A 16,850-nucleotide genomic window follows, 5' to 3' on the forward strand; every position below is an offset into this window, starting at 1 on the left:
TGGCGGCGTGCCAACATGAATGAAATTCATGTAAATGCTCGACACGTCTAAAAACCGCGCAGCTTTGTTATTATTCCGCAACTTTTGTTTTCGCCCGACCAGGTAGTCCTATGTCTGACCGCAGCGCTCGTTTCCAAGCACTTCAGCAAGCACTCAAAGAGCGCATTCTGATCCTCGATGGCGGCATGGGTACTATGATCCAAAGCTACCGCCTTGAGGAACACGACTATCGTGGCACGCGCTTCGCCGATTGGCCAAGCGATGTCAAAGGCAACAACGACCTGTTGCTGCTGTCGCGCCCGGACGTTATTGCCGCCATCGAGAAGGCTTACCTGGACGCCGGTGCCGATATTCTCGAAACCAACACCTTCAACGCCACGCAGATTTCCCAGGCCGACTACGGCATGGAATCGCTGGTGTATGAACTGAACGTTGAAGGTGCGCGGATTGCCCGTCAGGTTGCCGATGCGAAAACCCTGGAAACGCCAGACAAGCCGCGCTTCGTCGCCGGCGTCCTCGGCCCGACCAGCCGCACCTGCTCGATTTCGCCAGACGTCAACGACCCAGGCTACCGCAACGTCACCTTTGACCTGTTGGTGGAAAACTACATCGAGGCTACCCGCGGCCTGATCGAAGGCGGCGCCGACCTGATCCTGATCGAAACCATCTTCGATACCCTCAACGCCAAGGCGGCGATTTTTGCCGTGCAGCAGGTGTTCGAAGAAGACGGCCTGGAACTGCCGATCATGATTTCCGGGACCATCACCGATGCCTCTGGCCGGACTTTGTCGGGCCAGACCACCGAAGCGTTCTGGAACTCGGTGCGCCACGCCAACCCGATCTCGGTCGGCCTGAACTGCGCACTCGGTGCCAAAGATCTGCGTCCATACCTGGAAGAACTGTCGACCAAGGCCGGTACCCACGTCTCTGCCCACCCCAACGCCGGCCTGCCGAACGCCTTCGGTGAATATGATGAAACCCCGGCGGAAATGGCCGAAGTGGTTGAAGAGTTTGCCGCCAGTGGCTTCCTCAACATCATCGGCGGTTGCTGCGGCACGACCCCTGGGCACATTCAGGCCATCGCCGAAGCTGTAGCCAAGTACGCACCGCGGGCCATTCCGGACATCCCCAAGGCCTGTCGCCTGTCGGGCCTTGAGCCGTTCACCATCGATCGCAGCTCGCTGTTCGTCAACGTCGGTGAGCGTACCAACATTACCGGATCGGCCAAGTTCGCCCGTCTGATCCGTGAAGAGAACTACACCGAAGCGCTGGAAGTGGCCCTGCAGCAGGTCGAGGCTGGCGCCCAGGTGATCGACATCAACATGGACGAAGGGATGCTCGATTCCCAGGCGGCCATGGTCAAGTTCCTCAACCTGATCGCCGGCGAGCCCGATATCTCGCGGGTGCCGATCATGATCGACTCCTCCAAGTGGGAGGTGATCGAAGCCGGCCTCAAGTGCATTCAAGGCAAGGGCATCGTCAACTCGATCTCGATGAAAGAAGGCGTCGACGCCTTCAAACATCACGCCAAACTGTGCAAACGCTACGGTGCTGCCGTGGTGGTGATGGCCTTCGACGAAGTCGGCCAGGCCGACACCGCCGCACGCAAAAAGGAAATCTGTCAGCGCAGCTACGACATTCTGGTCAATGAAGTTGGCTTCCCACCGGAAGACATCATCTTCGACCCGAACATCTTCGCCGTGGCCACCGGCATCGAAGAGCACAACAACTACGCCGTCGACTTCATCGAAGCCTGCGCCTACATTCGCGACCACCTGCCCTACGCGCTGTCGAGCGGCGGGGTGTCCAACGTGTCGTTCTCGTTCCGTGGCAACAACCCGGTGCGCGAGGCGATTCACTCGGTGTTCCTCTACCACGCGATCCAGAACGGCCTGACCATGGGTATCGTCAACGCCGGTCAGCTGGAGATCTATGATGAGATCCCGGCTGCCCTGCGCGACAAAGTCGAGGACGTGGTGCTCAACCGCACGCCGGAAGGTACCGACGCCCTGCTGGCGATTGCCGACGATTACAAAGGCGGTGGCGCAACCAAGGAAGTCGAGAACGAAGAATGGCGTTCGCTGCCGGTCGACAAGCGCCTGGAACACGCCCTGGTCAAAGGCATTACCGCCTTCATCGTCGAAGACACCGAAGAGTGTCGCCAGCAATGCGCACGCCCGATCGAGGTCATCGAGGGCCCGCTGATGAGCGGCATGAACGTGGTCGGCGACCTGTTCGGGGCCGGCAAGATGTTCCTGCCACAGGTGGTGAAATCGGCGCGGGTAATGAAGCAGGCGGTTGCTCACCTGATCCCCTTCATCGAGGCGGAAAAAGGCGACAAACCGCAAGCCAAGGGCAAGATCCTCATGGCCACGGTCAAAGGCGACGTCCACGACATCGGCAAGAACATCGTCGGCGTGGTACTGGGCTGTAACGGCTATGACATCGTCGACCTCGGTGTGATGGTGCCGGCCGAGAAGATCCTGCAGACCGCCCGCGAGCAGAAATGCGACATTATCGGCCTGTCCGGCCTGATCACCCCGTCGCTGGACGAGATGGTCCACGTCGCCCGCGAGATGCAGCGCCAGGACTTCCACCTGCCGTTGATGATCGGCGGCGCAACCACTTCCAAAGCGCACACGGCGGTGAAGATCGAACCCAAGTACAGCAACGATGCCGTGGTCTACGTCACCGACGCCTCACGGGCTGTCGGCGTCGCCACGCAACTGCTGTCCAATGAACTCAAACCCGGCTTTGTCGAGAAGACGCGCCAGGACTATGTTGAAGTGCGTGAGCGTACCGCCAACCGCAGCGCCCGCACCGAGCGCCTGAGCTACGAACAGTCGATTGCAGCCAAACCGCAGTACGACTGGGCCAATTACCAACCGGCAGTGCCAAGCTTCACCGGGGTCAAGGTGCTGGACGACATCGACCTCAAGGTGCTGGCCGAGTACATCGACTGGACGCCGTTTTTCATCTCCTGGGACCTGGCAGGCAAGTTCCCGCGCATCCTCACGGACGAAGTCGTCGGCGAAGCGGCCACGGCGTTGTACAAAGACGCCCAGGACATGCTTGCCAAGCTGATCGATGAAAAACTCATCAGTGCCCGTGCGGTGTTCGGTTTCTGGCCGGCCAACCAGGTCAACCATGACGACATCGAAGTCTATGGCGCTGATGGCCAGCCACTGGCGCAACTGCACCACTTGCGCCAGCAGACCATCAAGCCGGACAACAAGCCGAACTTCTCGCTTGCCGACTTCGTTGCACCGAAGGAATCGGGCGTGACCGATTACGTTGGTGGCTTCATCACCACCGCCGGTATCGGTGCCGAAGAAGTGGCCAAGGCCTACCAGGACAAGGGCGACGACTACAACTCGATCATGGTCAAGGCCCTGGCTGACCGCCTCGCCGAAGCCTGCGCCGAGTGGCTGCACGAACAGGTGCGTAAAGAGCATTGGGGTTACGCCCAGGACGAGCACCTGGACAACGAAGCGCTGATCAAGGAGCAGTACTCGGGTATCCGCCCTGCTCCCGGCTACCCGGCCTGCCCGGATCACACCGAGAAGGAAACCCTGTTCCGCCTGCTCGATGGCACCGCGATTGGCGAAACCGGCCCCAGCGGCGTGTTCCTTACCGAACACTTCGCCATGTTCCCGGCGGCGGCGGTCAGCGGCTGGTACTTCGCCCACCCGCAAGCGCAGTACTTTGCGGTGGGCAAGGTGGACAAGGACCAGGTGCAGAGCTACACCGCGCGCAAAGGCCAGGAACTGAGCGTCACCGAGCGCTGGCTGGCGCCTAACCTGGGCTATGACAACTAAGTAAATTCGCGGGGCAAGCCCGCTCCCACCGGCCAGGGGCTATGACAGCTAAATAAAATCGCGAGTCATGCCCGCTGTGGGAGCGGGCCTTGCCCCGCGTTTGCGGTTTGCCAGTCACATCGCTTCGCGGGGCAAGCCCGCTCCTACAACCGTCTACACTGAGGGGTGATGCCTACACCTAGGAGCCCCTCATGGACGATCCCGCCCACGGCAAACCACCCACCTTCTGGCAAATGCTCCAAAGCATTCTCGCTGCGGCATTCGGTGTACAAAGCGGCAAGAACCGCGCCCGCGACTTCACCTACGGCAAGGCCAGCCATTTCATTGCGCTGGGCACCGTGTTCACCTTGGTGTTCATTTTGGTGTTGGTCGGGCTGGTCCAGCTGGCCATGCATTTGACCAGCCGCTGAAACGTAATCCGCCCGCAGATGTCCATTCTGCGGGCGGCACATGATTACCCATCGCGTGATGTCACTGGTGGCTGACCCAATACACGGCGGTCACCACAACCAGGATGATCAGACAGAGTATCGCCCAAGCATCGACACTGCTGTCAGGCTTACCCGCTTTGGTTGAGTTTCCCATTGCATCGCCTCTTGTAGTGGTTATGGGAATGCATGTCACCCGTAGCAGTTAAGTTCAGCAATGCCCTTTGCTCAAGCAGGGTTTTTAATATTTGACCGGTGCACTCAGGAACGGATAGCGATAGTCGCTGGTATGCCCCTGGGCACTGAAGCGCTTGAAGTCCAGCCCATAGTCGGCCTGCCCCTGAAACTTCAACCAGCGCCGCGCACGCATCGGGTCGATCAATTGCAGCACCGGCGCCTGGTGATTGCGCAGGCCGTCACGGTCGATGGGCAGATTCAGCGCATCATCATGCAATAACACCATCGCCCAGCCGCCCAACGAAAAGTGCCCGCCCATCAGCACGCTCAACTGTCCATCAATGCGCGCCTGCAGGGCTTGTACCGAGCTGTTGACGGCGCTGAACAGCACATCTTTGCCCGGCATGTGACCGGCTTCGACAAACGCCTGCATGGCGCCGAAGGCCATTTCGTCGTTGGCCGACCAGACCAGGTCGATTTTCGGGTAGCGCTTCAACAATTGCTGCGCCTGCTCATAGGCGCGCTGCTGCCCCCAGCCGCCATACACCACCTGACGCAGGCGCACCTGCGGGTGCTCGGCCAAGGCCCGGCGCATGCCCTGCTCACGCAATTGCGCAGCCGGTGTGGTCTTCAGGCCGGAAAAGGCCAGTAACTCGATGGGCCGCTTTCCGGCCGTTTGCGTGCGCAGTGCGATCAGTTCCTTGAGCATCTGATAGCCAGCCTGCTCATCGTTGCCCACCAGGGTACCAAGCAGCGGCGGGTACTTGTCCGGGTGTTCGGCAATCAAGGCGCTCTGGTCTTGGGTCAGGCCGTTATTGACCAGAAACAGCTTGACCCCGCTACCACGCGACAGGCGGATGATTTCCGGCGCCACATACTGTTCGTTGACCAGCACCAGGTAGTCTGGCCGGTCTTTGCCCTCAAGTACCTCACGGGCCTGCAGCAGGGCCAGTTCCGGGCGCCGCTCGCTGTATTGAATGCGCAGCTGCATGCCCAGGTCGCTGGCGGCGGCCTGCATGAAGTGCGAATAGCTGACCCAGAAGGTTTCGTTGGAATAGCCCGGATTGAGAAACACCACCGACGCGGCCTGCGCGCTGGCAGCCAGCGGCAGACTCAGGCACAGGCTTTGGCACAAGGCCTTGAGCATGCGGATTCGCTCCTGCTATTCAAACCGTCAATTATAAACACCGCAGGGGGGCAAACGGCTAAATGGCAGTCAGTCTCACTTAGTCCAAATGGTTCTTTTCATATGCTAAAACATCACTTTTGCGCATAACCGCAAACTGCTATCTTTCCTCCGCTCCGCTTTGGGAGTGCGCGGCCGTGCGCGCGATTAGCTGCAAGCAGCTTGAGAACAGGACCCCTATGTACGTATACGACGAGTACGATCAGCGGATCATCGAGGACCGCGTCAAGCAGTTCCGTGATCAGACCCGCCGCTACCTGGCCGGTGAGCTGAGCGAAGAAGAGTTCCGCCCCCTACGCCTGCAAAATGGCCTCTATATTCAACGTTTTGCCCCGATGTTGCGGGTCGCCGTGCCGTATGGCCAGCTGACTTCGCGCCAAACTCGGATGCTGGCGAAGATCGCGCGCGACTACGACAAGGGCTATGCCCACATCAGCACCCGGCAGAACGTGCAGTACAACTGGCCGGCGCTGGAAGACATCCCCGAGATCCTCGCGGAACTGGCCACCGTGCAGATGCACGCGATCCAGACCAGCGGCAACTGCCTGCGCAACGTCACCACCGACCAGTTCGCCGGTGTCGCCGCCGACGAAGTGATCGACCCGCGCCCATGGTGTGAAATCGTCCGCCAGTGGACCACCTTCCACCCAGAATTCGCGTACCTGCCGCGCAAGTTCAAAATTGCCATCAACGGCGCCAACAGCGACCGTGCGGCTATTGAAGTGCACGACATTGGCCTTGAGCCGGTGTACAACGCTGCCGGCGAGCTGGGCTTCCGTGTTCTGGTCGGCGGCGGCCTGGGCCGTACCCCGGTGGTCGGCGCGTTCATCAATGAATTCCTGCCGTGGCAAGACCTGCTCAGCTACCTGGACGCGATCCTGCGGGTGTACAACCGCTATGGCCGTCGCGACAACAAGTACAAGGCACGCATCAAGATCCTGGTCAAAGCCCTGACCCCGGAAGTCTTCGCCGAGAAGGTCGAGGCCGAAATGGTCCACCTGCGCGGCGGCAGCACCACGCTGACCGAAGCCGAAGTGCAGCGCGTGGCCAAGCACTTCGTCGACCCGGACTACAAGCAGCTGGACAACCTCGACTTCAGCGAGCTTGAGCAACAACACCCAGGCTTCGCGCGCTGGCGTACCCGCAACGTCCTGGCGCACAAGAAGCCTGGCTACGTTGCCGTGACCCTGTCGCTCAAGCCCACCGGTGTGGCGCCTGGCGACCTGACCGACAAACAGCTCGATGCGGTTGCCGACCTGGCCGAGCGCTACAGCTTCGCTCAGCTGCGCACCTCGCACGAGCAGAACATCATCCTCGCCGACGTCGAGCAGAGCCAACTGCACGCGCTGTGGCTGGAGCTGCGTGAAAACGGTTTCGCCACGCCGAACATCGGCCTGCTGACCGACATCATCTGCTGCCCGGGCGGCGATTTCTGCTCGCTGGCCAACGCCAAGTCGATCCCGATTGCCGAGTCGATCCAGCGCCGCTTCGACGACCTCGACTACCTGTTCGACATTGGCGAACTGGACCTGAACATCTCCGGTTGCATGAACGCCTGCGGTCACCACCACGTCGGCCATATCGGCATCCTCGGGGTGGACAAGAAAGGCGAAGAGTTCTACCAGGTCTCGCTGGGTGGCAACGCCAGCCGCGACGCCAGCCTGGGCAAGATCCTCGGCCCGTCCTTCGCCCAGGACGCCATGCCGGATGTGATCGAGAAGCTGATCGACGTCTACGTTGAAAAACGTACCGAAGACGAGCGCTTCATCGACACCTACCAACGTATTGGCATCGACCCTTTCAAGGAACGCGTCTATGCAGCGAATAATTAAAAACAACGAAATCGTCGACGAAACCTGGCACTTGCTGCCCAAGGACGTGTCCTTCGACGAGTTGACCAACTGCGACGACTACATCGTACCGTTGCAGCTGTGGCGTGATCACGGCCACGCTCTCAAGGCCCGCGACGGCGGCCTGGGTGTGTGGCTGGATGCCGACGAAGAAGCCGAAGAAATCGGTGAAGACGTCGCCAGCTTCCAGGTCATCGCCCTGAACTTCCCGGCCTTTACCGACGGGCGCAATTACTCCAATGCGCGCCTGCTGCGTGATCGCTACAAGTTCACCGGTGAGCTACGCGCCATTGGCGACGTGCTGCGCGACCAGCTGTTCTACATGAAACGCTGTGGCTTCGATGCCTTCGCCCTGCGCGCCGACAAAGACCCGGTTGAAGCACTGGAAAGCCTCAAGGACTTTTCCGTGACCTACCAGGCGGCCACCGACGAACCACAACCGTTGTTCCGTCGCCGCTGAAAAAAACAGGCCCCGCGTGCGGGGCCTGTTTTTTACCTGCCGTGCCTCAAGACTCAGCCTCCAGCGCTTTGGTTAACTGGACCATCAACGCCAGTTCCGCGTTACGGCGAGCATTTGCCAGAGCAATGTTCCCGTCCCGATACTGCAAACGACTGATCTCAACTTTGCTCAAGATGCCGTTTTGAAGTGGGTCTTTTCCCAACTCCTTACGCAGCACTTGCAGCACATCGCTATCGAGTGAGTCGGGTAGTTCGTCTGATGTGCCCTTGCAGTACTCCAGGTACTCCACGCCCTTGACCCAAGTGTCATAAAGTCTGTCGAACTGCTCAGTGTTACGCGGTTTCAAGTAACGCTGCCAGTTACTCTCCTCCGCCATCCACGCTTGGCGGTTTGCCGCTGTATCACCCGCCTTTACTGCCTGGGCAACGCGTTGGGTGGTGCGATCCGACAGGTTCGCGGTGCCCCGGAAAAGCATGCCACTGGAAGGTTCGGGATAGTCCAGCACACCCGATAAACTCTGACGCAAGGCCAACCTGATCTCGATGTCATCGACCTTGTACCTGCTCAGCAGGTCATCGCTGATGTCATCCAGGGGGTCCAGCGCGGGTGCAGGCCGCTCTGCAAGCAGGGCCTGACGCCTCAGTTCACGCTTGCTGGTCAGTACATCCGCCATGCGCTGCACTTCATGGCGGCGGAACAATTGCTTGTACAACGCCACCAGCTCAGTACTACGATTCTGGGTAGTGGCCAGCGCGCTGCGCTCGTACATCAGCACAGCAATCTCCATCGCACTGAAGGCATCGGCACCGGCATCACCACAGGTAACCGGGAATGCGTCGGCGATCTCCAACAGCTCTTCCCTGAGCGGCGTGGACTCCGAGGCCAGCCTGAGCATCGACCACACCCGGGCTTTCACATAGTCCGGATTGGTCCGGAACTCACTTGCGTTGGCAAGGCGATTAAGCACCTCACGCATCGCTGCATGTCTGTTTTCCCCAAACCATTGCTGCCAGAGCGCTTGATTGGCCTCGGTCGCGCCGCGCAGCCATTCCTGGTCCGGCTCCACCCGAATTTCTACCTCAGGAACAAAAGCTTCCCCTACCGCACTCAAGCGCGCAATGCTCGGTGCCTCCAACGGGTTTTGGAACATGTCCAACCGATAGGTGCGCTGCGCATCGTTACGCAGATTCTGGCCGAATTGTGTCGTGGCCAGTTCCGGTAACTCAGTGATTTCGTTGCCCGTCAGTTCAACGTGTCGTAGCGCACAGGGCTCACGATTCATCAGCGTGAATAAACCATCAGGGAACGCAGTGAGTCGACACCTGGACAGGTTCAATTCTTCGATCTGCGTCAGACTTGCAAGTTCAGGTGCCCGCCCCAGGGGGTTACCGCTCATACGCAAACGCCTCAGGTGCTCGAAACCTGAGAACATAGCGGCACCGGCTTCGTCCAGCGTCAGGTTTGTAGAACTCAACTCCAGCGTCTGCAGGGGCAAGCGGGCCAGGGTTTGTAGGGCTGCAGTGCTCAGCGCAACCCTGTTGTAGCGCAAGTTCAAGTCGTTCAACACCGGTAATGACGCCAGCGTCTCCAGCGCCGCGTCCGGGATGTTCTCCAAGCCGCAACTCTGCAGATTCAGCTGCTGCAGCCTGGTTAAAGGCCTGAGCGCATCGAACATGGTGTCGCTACTGTCAAACCTCATCTCGCGCAGATTCAGCGTGCGCAACTGGGTCAAGTTGGCAATTTCAGGCGGAAGAACGCTGATGGTGTTGCCTTCCAACGACAGATGCTCGGCGTTGGGAAAACAACGCAGAAAGCCGTCGGGCAGTTCCTGCAATCCCGTGTGCTGCAGTCTCAGGATTCGTATGTGGTCGAAGCGCGCAGTCAAAGGGGGCAGCGGTGCAATGTCCCCACCCTCCAGTATCAGTTGCGAGCTCAGGCGTCCGCCTTGTCGACGCCATGCGCTGATCAGTTGCCTGCGGGTTCGCTCACGGGTGGCGCGTTGGAAGATGTCATCGCCTTCTGCGACCCAGCCTGTAAGCGTTTGTTCAAGTTTTGCAAGCTCCAGTTGCAGCTTGTACACCGCGTCACCCAGATGTTGATTCTCCTGGAGCAAGCTCGTTTTGAGCCTTTCAAGCTCGGCGAGCGGCAAATTGGGAAACAGTGCATTGAACTTGGCGTCAATGGCCATGCTACCCACTGCCCCCCCCAAGGTGTAACCGACTCGACCATCGGCCAGGCGCATGGGCGGGCGAAACCAGGGTTTGATCGGTTGTTGCCCCAGTGCACTGACCGCAGCGCTGCGATCGGTAGCAGCCGTTGTATACAGCTGGGTTTGCAACGATTGTGCTGCCCCGATCTGCAGACCAAGCGCCTGCCGCTCGCTGTCGGGCAGAGCCTTGAGCAGCGAGGCATACAGCGGCTCGCCCCGACTCAACTCAAGCCCCTGTTCATCGTAGGCCACATAGCCGTCGGCCTTGCGCACGATGATCTTCAGTTCACTATCGGCCTTGCCGGCACTGGCCAGCAGGCGTCCGCTGAGGCTGTCTTCGCGCAGTTCAATGCGCACCGTTTCGCTCCAACCTGGTAGTTTGGGTAACAAGCCAACGGCCAGGCGGTCACTGTCCAAGCTGGCCAGGCTGCCTTCATGCAACCCCTGAATCGCTGCACACAATACCGACTGGCGCTGATACACCCGCGCCTCTTCGGCCAGGCGCATCGGTACGCGGCCATCCGTACCCTGCAATTGCTGGCGTTCACCGGCAGTGGCATCGTCAATGATCTCCTTGGTGGCAGCATCGCTGAGCTTGGGAAAATCACGTATCAATAACGCTTGCTCGGCCGTGCGCGGCGCTCGGCCGTGTTCGAGCAAGGTCTTGAAAATCTCGGCACGACGTTTGACCGCACGTTCGGCAATCAGCCTGCGCAGCACGGGCAGGCGCTGATCGGCTTCGACACTGGATCCGAAGAAATTCAGGGCTTCGCCGTCGCTCAAGTCAGCCAGGACCAGCTCGGCCAACCGGTTGGCATACAGTTGCCTGAGGGAGATACGAATAACCCGCCCATCGGGCCAGCGCGTGGCACCATAGCGAATCGGCTCACGGTCCGGGTTCAGCTCGTCAAACACCTCGATTACCCGCTGCGGCCAACGCGCCAGGTCTTGGCTCAGGCTCGGACCTAAATCCAGGCCGTCGGCACCGACCGTGCCGTCACTCAAGCTTGCGATCAAGCGGCTAACCCGGCGATCCACCTGATAACGGTACAAGGTATCCTTGAGCAGCGGCGGCAGCGGCAACTGCTCGGTGTGCATGCGCCGCAGCACGTCATCATTGACGCCACTGACGTTCACTGCCTGCTCAACCTGTTCGTCAGTCAAGCCGTCCCTGGCAGAGTCCAGGCGCTCCAGCAACTGTTCATGATTCCATTTCAGCGGCTCTTCACCCGCGGCCTGCCAGGTGCCCTCGCCGTTGTGCTTGAGGGCTGGCTGGTACGCGTGTGGGTCGTCGGGATGGCGAATCGACCATTGCTCGCTGCCGTCCCGGGTCACTTCAAACGCCTGTTTTCCGATCCGCACATAGGACTTCGAATCCAGCGCATACACGCCTTTTTCATCAGGTTTGATGTCAGATAGCTCGACATCGCGGGCATACGGCCCAAGGTCGGGCTTCCACAGGCGCTCCTGGCCATTGGGCAGGGTCACACGCAACAGGCCATCGACCACTTCAGTGGAACCGTAGGAGCCACTGAAGTGCCCTGCAGCCCCCAAGCCAACGGCGACTACCACATTCAACGCCACCGCCTCGAAATGCGCCAGCGCCTCGTCGATGTCACCCGCTTGCCAGGCATGCACGCCATCAATGATTTCACTCACCAGTTGCACGGCCGCCACCACCGCCATCACCGCGCCGAGCACCGGCACAAAGAACGCAGCGGCATTGAGCACGTTCAAACCAATGCCTTCCCAATAGGCCAGGCGTAGCTTGTTGGCAGCTTCATCGACCTCGGCACTGGGCACCAACCATTCGCGGGCATTGGCTTTGAGTCGAAGGAGATGGCGGTCTTGCAGGTAGTCGAAGAGGTTGCCGCTAATCGGCACATCGCGCAGGTACAGGTTGCCGTTGGCATTGAACTGGCCGTATTTATCGTAGGCCACTTCCTTTAGTCGCTTGAAAAAATGCGGCTGTTCTTTGTGCTCCACGTAGCCGCGAAACAGCTTTTGATAGGCAGGGTTGAGCAGGTTGATGCGCAGATCGTTGCGAAACGCCTCGACCGAGGCATATTCCTTGAGCGGGTACAGCGGTGCGCCGGGCAGGTAGACGATGATTGACGCTTCCTGCTGACTGTCGAGTCGATCGGCACTGAACACCACAACCTGATCCAGCACGGCGCTGAACATGCTCAACGAATGGCAGATCACCGGCTTGCCATGGAACAACGGCGCACGTTCGCCATCGACCAGCCCTTTGATCATCTTGCGCCCTGCGTCGCTGATTTCGCCTTTCATGAAGGCTGTTTGCGCCGCCTGCCACACGTGATCCTTTTCAGCGGCGATCGACAGCGTGCGCACATTACTTTGCGTGGCCGGGTTTTCGTAAATATGGCTGATGTGCTGCTGGTACTGCTTGCCCAGGTCCAACTCATGGCAAAGGCTGGCAAAGCGTTCGGGGGTCACACTCAGCTTTTCGCAGTAGCGGTACTGAAACTGCGGGTAAGCGCCCGGCTTACCGGGCTTGAGTTCAAGAATGAAGGCGCCTTTGGGCGCCAGTGCACTGCCCCGTTCAAAGGTCTTCCCGGCCGCATAGTTTTGCATGGCCGCCTGCATCAAGGTCTGCTGGACGGGTCGAAGTTGCTGCATCGAACCTAACAGCACAGACTCGTAGTGAACCTCGACTATTTGTGCCGTGTTGACGTCGTAGTCCACGCCCAGACTGTTTTTCAGCTCGGCCTTGAGCAATGGCTCGGCAAAGGCGGTGGGCGACTGAAAGTCTTTCAGCGCCTTGGCCAGCGCCTGGGCGGAGGCGCGGCTGAGCGTTTGCGCATTCAGTAGCGTCTGGCGCTCATCGACACTGGCCTGCGAAAACCAGGTATCAGAGTCTTTGGCGTTTAACTGCGCAGGGCGCAGAAGCGCGCGCCAACGTTTGAGATCGTCCGCCGTGGCGTGCTTGAGCACCTGCGGCAAACGCTCGGCAAGAAAGCGTCCGTGCAGGCCGGAAATACTACCTGGATCGAGTTTGACAAGTTCTATAACTTCGCAGGACATGAGTGTTTTCCTGTGGGTGAATGAACCCACAGGAAAACCGAAGGGCGCGATGCCCTGGCGTTACATAATGCTCAGCGCCATTGACCCAGTTTGCTCCAGAGCCCGAGCACGGTGTTTTCGATGGTGCCACTGGCGGCCAGCCCAACGCGCTCCTGCAAGCTTTTACGCTCGGCAAAATGCAGGTGGTAGAGATTCGCCTCGCGCGCACGCTCACCCAGGTACTCATCGCTGGTCTTGAGCTCATCGACCAGTTGCTTGTTGAGCGCGGCAACGCCCAGCCACACTTCGCCGGTGGCCACGTCGTCGATGTGCAGTTGCGGGCGGTAACGTGAAACGAAATCCTTGAACAGCTGGTGGGTAACGTCCAGGTCTTCCTGGAACTTCTCGCGGCCCTTCTCGGTGTTCTCGCCAAACACGGTGACGGTGCGTTTGTATTCGCCAGCGGTGAACACTTCGAAATCGACGTCGTGCTTTTTCAGCAAACGGTTGACGTTCGGCAACTGCGCCACCACCCCGATCGAACCGAGAATGGCGAACGGCGCGCTGACGATCCGGTCGCCGATGCAGGCCATCATATAGCCGCCGCTGGCGGCAACCTTGTCGATACACACGGTCAGCGGGATGCCCGCCTGACGCACGCGTGCCAGTTGCGAAGCCGCCAGGCCGTAGCTGTGGACCATGCCCCCGCCGCTCTCAAGGCGCAGCACCACTTCATCACGCGGCGTGGCCAGGGTCAGCAGTGCGGTGATCTCGTGGCGCAGGCTTTCGGTGGCCGAGGCCTTGATATCGCCATCGAAGTCGAGCACGAAGACCCGAGGCTTGTCGTCCGGGGTTTTCTTTTCCTGCTTTTGCGCCTTGGCCTGCTGCTTGCGCAGGGCCTTGAGTTGCGCCTTGTCGAGCAGGCTGCCTTCCAGGCGCTCGCGCAAGTCTTTGTAGAACTCATTGAGTTTGTTGACCTGCAACTGCCCGCCGGCCTTGCGCCGACCTTTACCACGCAACCCGGCAATCGCCGAGAGGACCACCAGAATCGCGATCACCAGGGTCGCGGTCTTGGCGAGAAAGCTTGCGTACTCTGCAAGAAACTCCACAGTAACTCCTTAACATGCCGGCGCCCGAACGGCGCGAACCGATAGTCAAGCATACCGAGGCAACCTTGACCCTGCCAGTGTGGGAAATGTCCAGCAACGCAGTTCAAACGCTCTTTTCAAACGCTTGTATGTTTTTTCGTTGACAGCCCGCTGGAGGCGTCCTAACCTCGGCCTCATTCTTAGTGCAGGCGTACGACGTGGGCAGCATTTACCTGATTCGACATGGCCAGGCCTCCTTCGGTGCAGACGACTACGACGTCCTCTCCCCCGTGGGCATCCGGCAAAGCGAAGTCCTCGGTGAACACCTGGCTCAGTTGGGCGTGCGTCTGGACCGTTGCCTGGCAGGCGATTTGCGCCGCCAGCAAGACACCGCACGCCTTGCCCTGGCAGCCATACAGCAAGCAGGAATCGAGGTGCCGCCGGTTGAAACCGACGCCGCCTTCAACGAGTTCGATGCCGACGCGATGATCCGCAGCCTGTTGCCCGGCCTGCTGCCTGATGAACCCGAGGCCCGCCATATCCTGCGCAACGGCCGCGAAAATCGCAGCGAGTTCCAGCGCCTGTTTGCCCTGCTGGTGCAGCGCTGGCACAGCGGTGAACACGCCTGCGACAGTTGTGAGTCCTGGCAAGGCTTCGTCGAACGCGTCGACAGCGGCCTGCAGCGCGCCCTGCAACAGGCCCGCCACGGCGACAACATTGCAATCTTTACCTCGGGCGGTACGATCACCGCCCTGCTTCACCTGGTCACCCGTATCACTGCCAGCCAGGCGTTCGCGCTGAACTGGCAGATCATCAACACCTCGCTCAGTCACTTGAAGTTTCGAGACCGCGAGGTGGCCCTGGCTTCCTTCAACAGCCAAGCCCACGTGCAGCTGCTGAAGGCGCCGGAGCTCATCACCTACCGTTGAGCCCCGGCCCCTGGCAACCCTCACCGTTTGCCGTTATCACTTAATAAGGAACACACCATGAGCGAAGTAGCAAAAGCCGTCGAAGCGATGAAAGCCAAGTTCAACCCAGCTGCTGCTGCCGGTCTTGACCTGGTGTTCGGCTTCAACATCACTGACGAAGACAAGCACTACGCCCTGATCGTCAAGGATGGCACCTGCGAAATCCAGGAAGGCGAAAACGCCGACGCCAACTGCACCCTGGTGCTGGACAGCGAAACCCTGAAAGGTATCGTCAGCGGCGAAACCGATGGCATGCAAGCCTTCATGGGCGGCAAGCTGCGCGTTGAAGGCGACATGATGCTGTCGATGAAACTGAGCGAGCTGTTCCCGGCCTGAGCCCTGCGCTGATGCCACTGAAAACCGAAGCGCTAAACCGCTTCGGTTTTTTTTTGCCCTGGCGCCCTGTAGAAGCGGGCTTGCCCCGCGAGACGATTTCGCTGCCCCACCGCTATCAGGGCTGTTGATTCACCTGCAACACGACCGCCTATAAGGCTGTACCGCGCTTGTCCGCAACCGCTGCGAGAATTAGATTAGCCAATAATCTCTGCCTTCGATCATAAGGGAAAAGTATGACGCTCACTGACCAGTCCACCCAGGTCCGCCCCGGCGAAGAACTCGATGGCGCGGTTATCGACCCTTATCTGAAAGCGCACATCGATGGCCTGCGTGGTACGCCAACAATCAGCCAGTTTCCCGGTGGCGCCTCGAACCTGACCTACCTGGTGCAATACCCTGAGCGTGAGTTTGTGTTGCGCCGCCCACCGTTTGGCCACAAAGCCAAATCGGCCCACGACATGGGCCGCGAATTTCGTATTCTCAACCAGCTCAACAGCGGTTTTCCGTATTGCCCCAAGGCATACGTGCACTGCACCGACGAGACCTTGATCGGCGGTGAGTTCTACGTCATGGACCGGGTCAAAGGCATCATCCTGCGCTCCGACCTGCCGCCTGAACTGGGCCTGGATGCCCCGCGCACCGAAGCGCTGTGCAAGAGCTTCATCGAGCGCTTGGTGGAGCTGCACAACGTCGACTACAACGCCTGTGGCCTGGGTGACCTGGGCAAGCCCGAAGGTTACGTGGCGCGGCAAATCGAAGGCTGGAGCAGCCGCTACGAAAAAGCCCTGACCCCAGACGCCCCTCGCTGGGAAAAGGTAATCAGCTGGTTGCGTGAAAAAATGCCGGCCGATCACCCCAAGCCAGCGATCGTGCACAACGACTACCGATTCGATAACGTCATCCTCGACGCCGACAACCCTATGCGCATCATCGGCGTGCTCGACTGGGAGATGACCACCATCGGCGATCCGCTGATGGACCTGGGCAACACCCTGGCTTACTGGATCGAAGCGGCAGACCCGGCACCGGTGCAGCTGATGCGCCGTCAGCCCAGCAACGCCCCAGGCATGCTTACCCGTCAGCAGTTCGTCGACTATTACGCCGAACGCGCCGGCATCCGCATCGACAACTTCGACTTCTATTACACCTACGGCCTGTTCCGCCTGGCCGGCATCGTTCAGCAGATCTACTACCGCTTCTACCACGGCCAGACCCAGGACAAGCGCTTTGCCCAGTTCATTCACATGAACACATTGCTGGAGCACATGAGCCTGCAGGTCATCGCCAAGTCCAGCCTCTGACA

10 protein-coding genes are annotated in these 16,850 nt (G+C 59.8%); 7 read left to right on the plus strand and 3 right to left on the minus strand.

Going from position 1 to position 16,850, the window contains the following annotated elements:
- Positions 1–110: 110 nt before the first annotated feature.
- Complete coding sequence (gene metH, locus ACP6KB_RS14275; RefSeq protein ID WP_442107478.1) at positions 111–3,818, plus strand: methionine synthase; 3,708 nt, start codon at positions 111–113, stop codon at positions 3,816–3,818.
- A 191-nt stretch (positions 3,819–4,009) separates the two neighbouring features.
- A complete protein-coding gene (locus tag ACP6KB_RS14280; RefSeq protein ID WP_442107480.1) occupies positions 4,010–4,228 on the plus strand; it encodes a DUF2970 domain-containing protein in 219 nt (72 codons plus the stop codon).
- A gap of 259 nt (positions 4,229–4,487) precedes the next feature.
- Here the strand turns inward: ACP6KB_RS14280 and ACP6KB_RS14285 are convergent, their stop codons facing one another.
- The gene (locus ACP6KB_RS14285) at positions 4,488–5,570 is read right to left on the minus strand and encodes an ABC transporter substrate-binding protein (RefSeq protein WP_442107482.1); all 1,083 of its coding nucleotides are present in this window, start codon (positions 5,568–5,570) and stop codon (positions 4,488–4,490) included.
- Between the two features lie 218 nt (positions 5,571–5,788).
- On the opposite strand from ACP6KB_RS14285, the gene ACP6KB_RS14290 reads away from it, so the two are divergent.
- Together ACP6KB_RS14290 and ACP6KB_RS14295 are read left to right on the plus strand one after the other, a co-directional pair.
- Positions 5,789–7,441, plus strand: coding sequence for a nitrite/sulfite reductase (locus ACP6KB_RS14290; protein WP_442107484.1), 1,653 nt, complete (start codon positions 5,789–5,791; stop codon positions 7,439–7,441).
- Positions 7,425–7,919 (plus strand): DUF934 domain-containing protein, encoded by a 495-nt coding sequence (locus ACP6KB_RS14295; protein ID WP_133215363.1) that lies wholly within the window; start codon positions 7,425–7,427, stop codon positions 7,917–7,919. The genes ACP6KB_RS14290 and ACP6KB_RS14295 overlap by 17 nt, the downstream gene beginning before the upstream one ends.
- Positions 7,920–7,965: 46 nt before the next feature.
- Here ACP6KB_RS14295 and ACP6KB_RS14300 read toward each other — a convergent pair whose 3' ends face one another.
- Positions 7,966–13,176 carry a dermonecrotic toxin domain-containing protein gene (locus ACP6KB_RS14300; RefSeq protein ID WP_442107486.1) on the minus strand — a complete coding sequence of 1,737 codons (5,211 nt, stop codon included), beginning with the start codon at positions 13,174–13,176 and terminating at the stop codon, positions 7,966–7,968.
- Between the two features lie 71 nt (positions 13,177–13,247).
- A complete protein-coding gene (sohB, locus tag ACP6KB_RS14305) occupies positions 13,248–14,264 on the minus strand; it encodes a protease SohB (RefSeq protein WP_442107488.1) in 1,017 nt (338 codons plus the stop codon).
- Positions 14,265–14,461: 197 nt separating this feature from the next.
- Between sohB and ACP6KB_RS14310 the strand changes: the two genes are divergently transcribed.
- From ACP6KB_RS14310 to ACP6KB_RS14320, 3 genes are all read left to right on the plus strand, one after another.
- A complete protein-coding gene (locus ACP6KB_RS14310; RefSeq protein ID WP_442107490.1) occupies positions 14,462–15,172 on the plus strand; it encodes a histidine phosphatase family protein in 711 nt (236 codons plus the stop codon).
- A gap of 57 nt (positions 15,173–15,229) precedes the next feature.
- Entirely contained in the window at positions 15,230–15,547 is a 318-nt protein-coding gene (locus tag ACP6KB_RS14315) for an SCP2 sterol-binding domain-containing protein (RefSeq protein WP_400172988.1), read from the plus strand.
- Positions 15,548–15,780: 233 nt separating this feature from the next.
- Positions 15,781–16,848, plus strand: coding sequence for a phosphotransferase family protein (locus ACP6KB_RS14320; RefSeq protein WP_442107493.1), 1,068 nt, complete (start codon positions 15,781–15,783; stop codon positions 16,846–16,848).
- The last annotated feature ends 2 nt before the right edge of the window (positions 16,849–16,850 follow it).

The sequence above is a fragment of the Pseudomonas sp. NUPR-001 genome (assembly GCF_052147955.1).
Taxonomy (GTDB): Bacteria; Pseudomonadota; Gammaproteobacteria; order Pseudomonadales; family Pseudomonadaceae; genus Aquipseudomonas.

What these genes read in the sequence shown, in the direction of transcription:
- metH (WP_442107478.1), top strand. Translation starts at nt 111, where the DNA reads ATGTCTGACCGCAGCGCTCGTTTCCAAGCACTTCAGCAAGCACTCAAA.
- ACP6KB_RS14280 (WP_442107480.1), top strand. Translation starts at nt 4,010, where the DNA reads ATGGACGATCCCGCCCACGGCAAACCACCCACCTTCTGGCAAATGCTC.
- ACP6KB_RS14285 (WP_442107482.1), bottom strand. Translation starts at nt 5,570, where the DNA reads ATGCTCAAGGCCTTGTGCCAAAGCCTGTGCCTGAGTCTGCCGCTGGCT.
- ACP6KB_RS14290 (WP_442107484.1), top strand. Translation starts at nt 5,789, where the DNA reads ATGTACGTATACGACGAGTACGATCAGCGGATCATCGAGGACCGCGTC.
- ACP6KB_RS14295 (WP_133215363.1), top strand. Translation starts at nt 7,425, where the DNA reads ATGCAGCGAATAATTAAAAACAACGAAATCGTCGACGAAACCTGGCAC.
- ACP6KB_RS14300 (WP_442107486.1), bottom strand. Translation starts at nt 13,176, where the DNA reads ATGTCCTGCGAAGTTATAGAACTTGTCAAACTCGATCCAGGTAGTATT.
- ACP6KB_RS14315 (WP_400172988.1), top strand. Translation starts at nt 15,230, where the DNA reads ATGAGCGAAGTAGCAAAAGCCGTCGAAGCGATGAAAGCCAAGTTCAAC.
- ACP6KB_RS14320 (WP_442107493.1), top strand. Translation starts at nt 15,781, where the DNA reads ATGACGCTCACTGACCAGTCCACCCAGGTCCGCCCCGGCGAAGAACTC.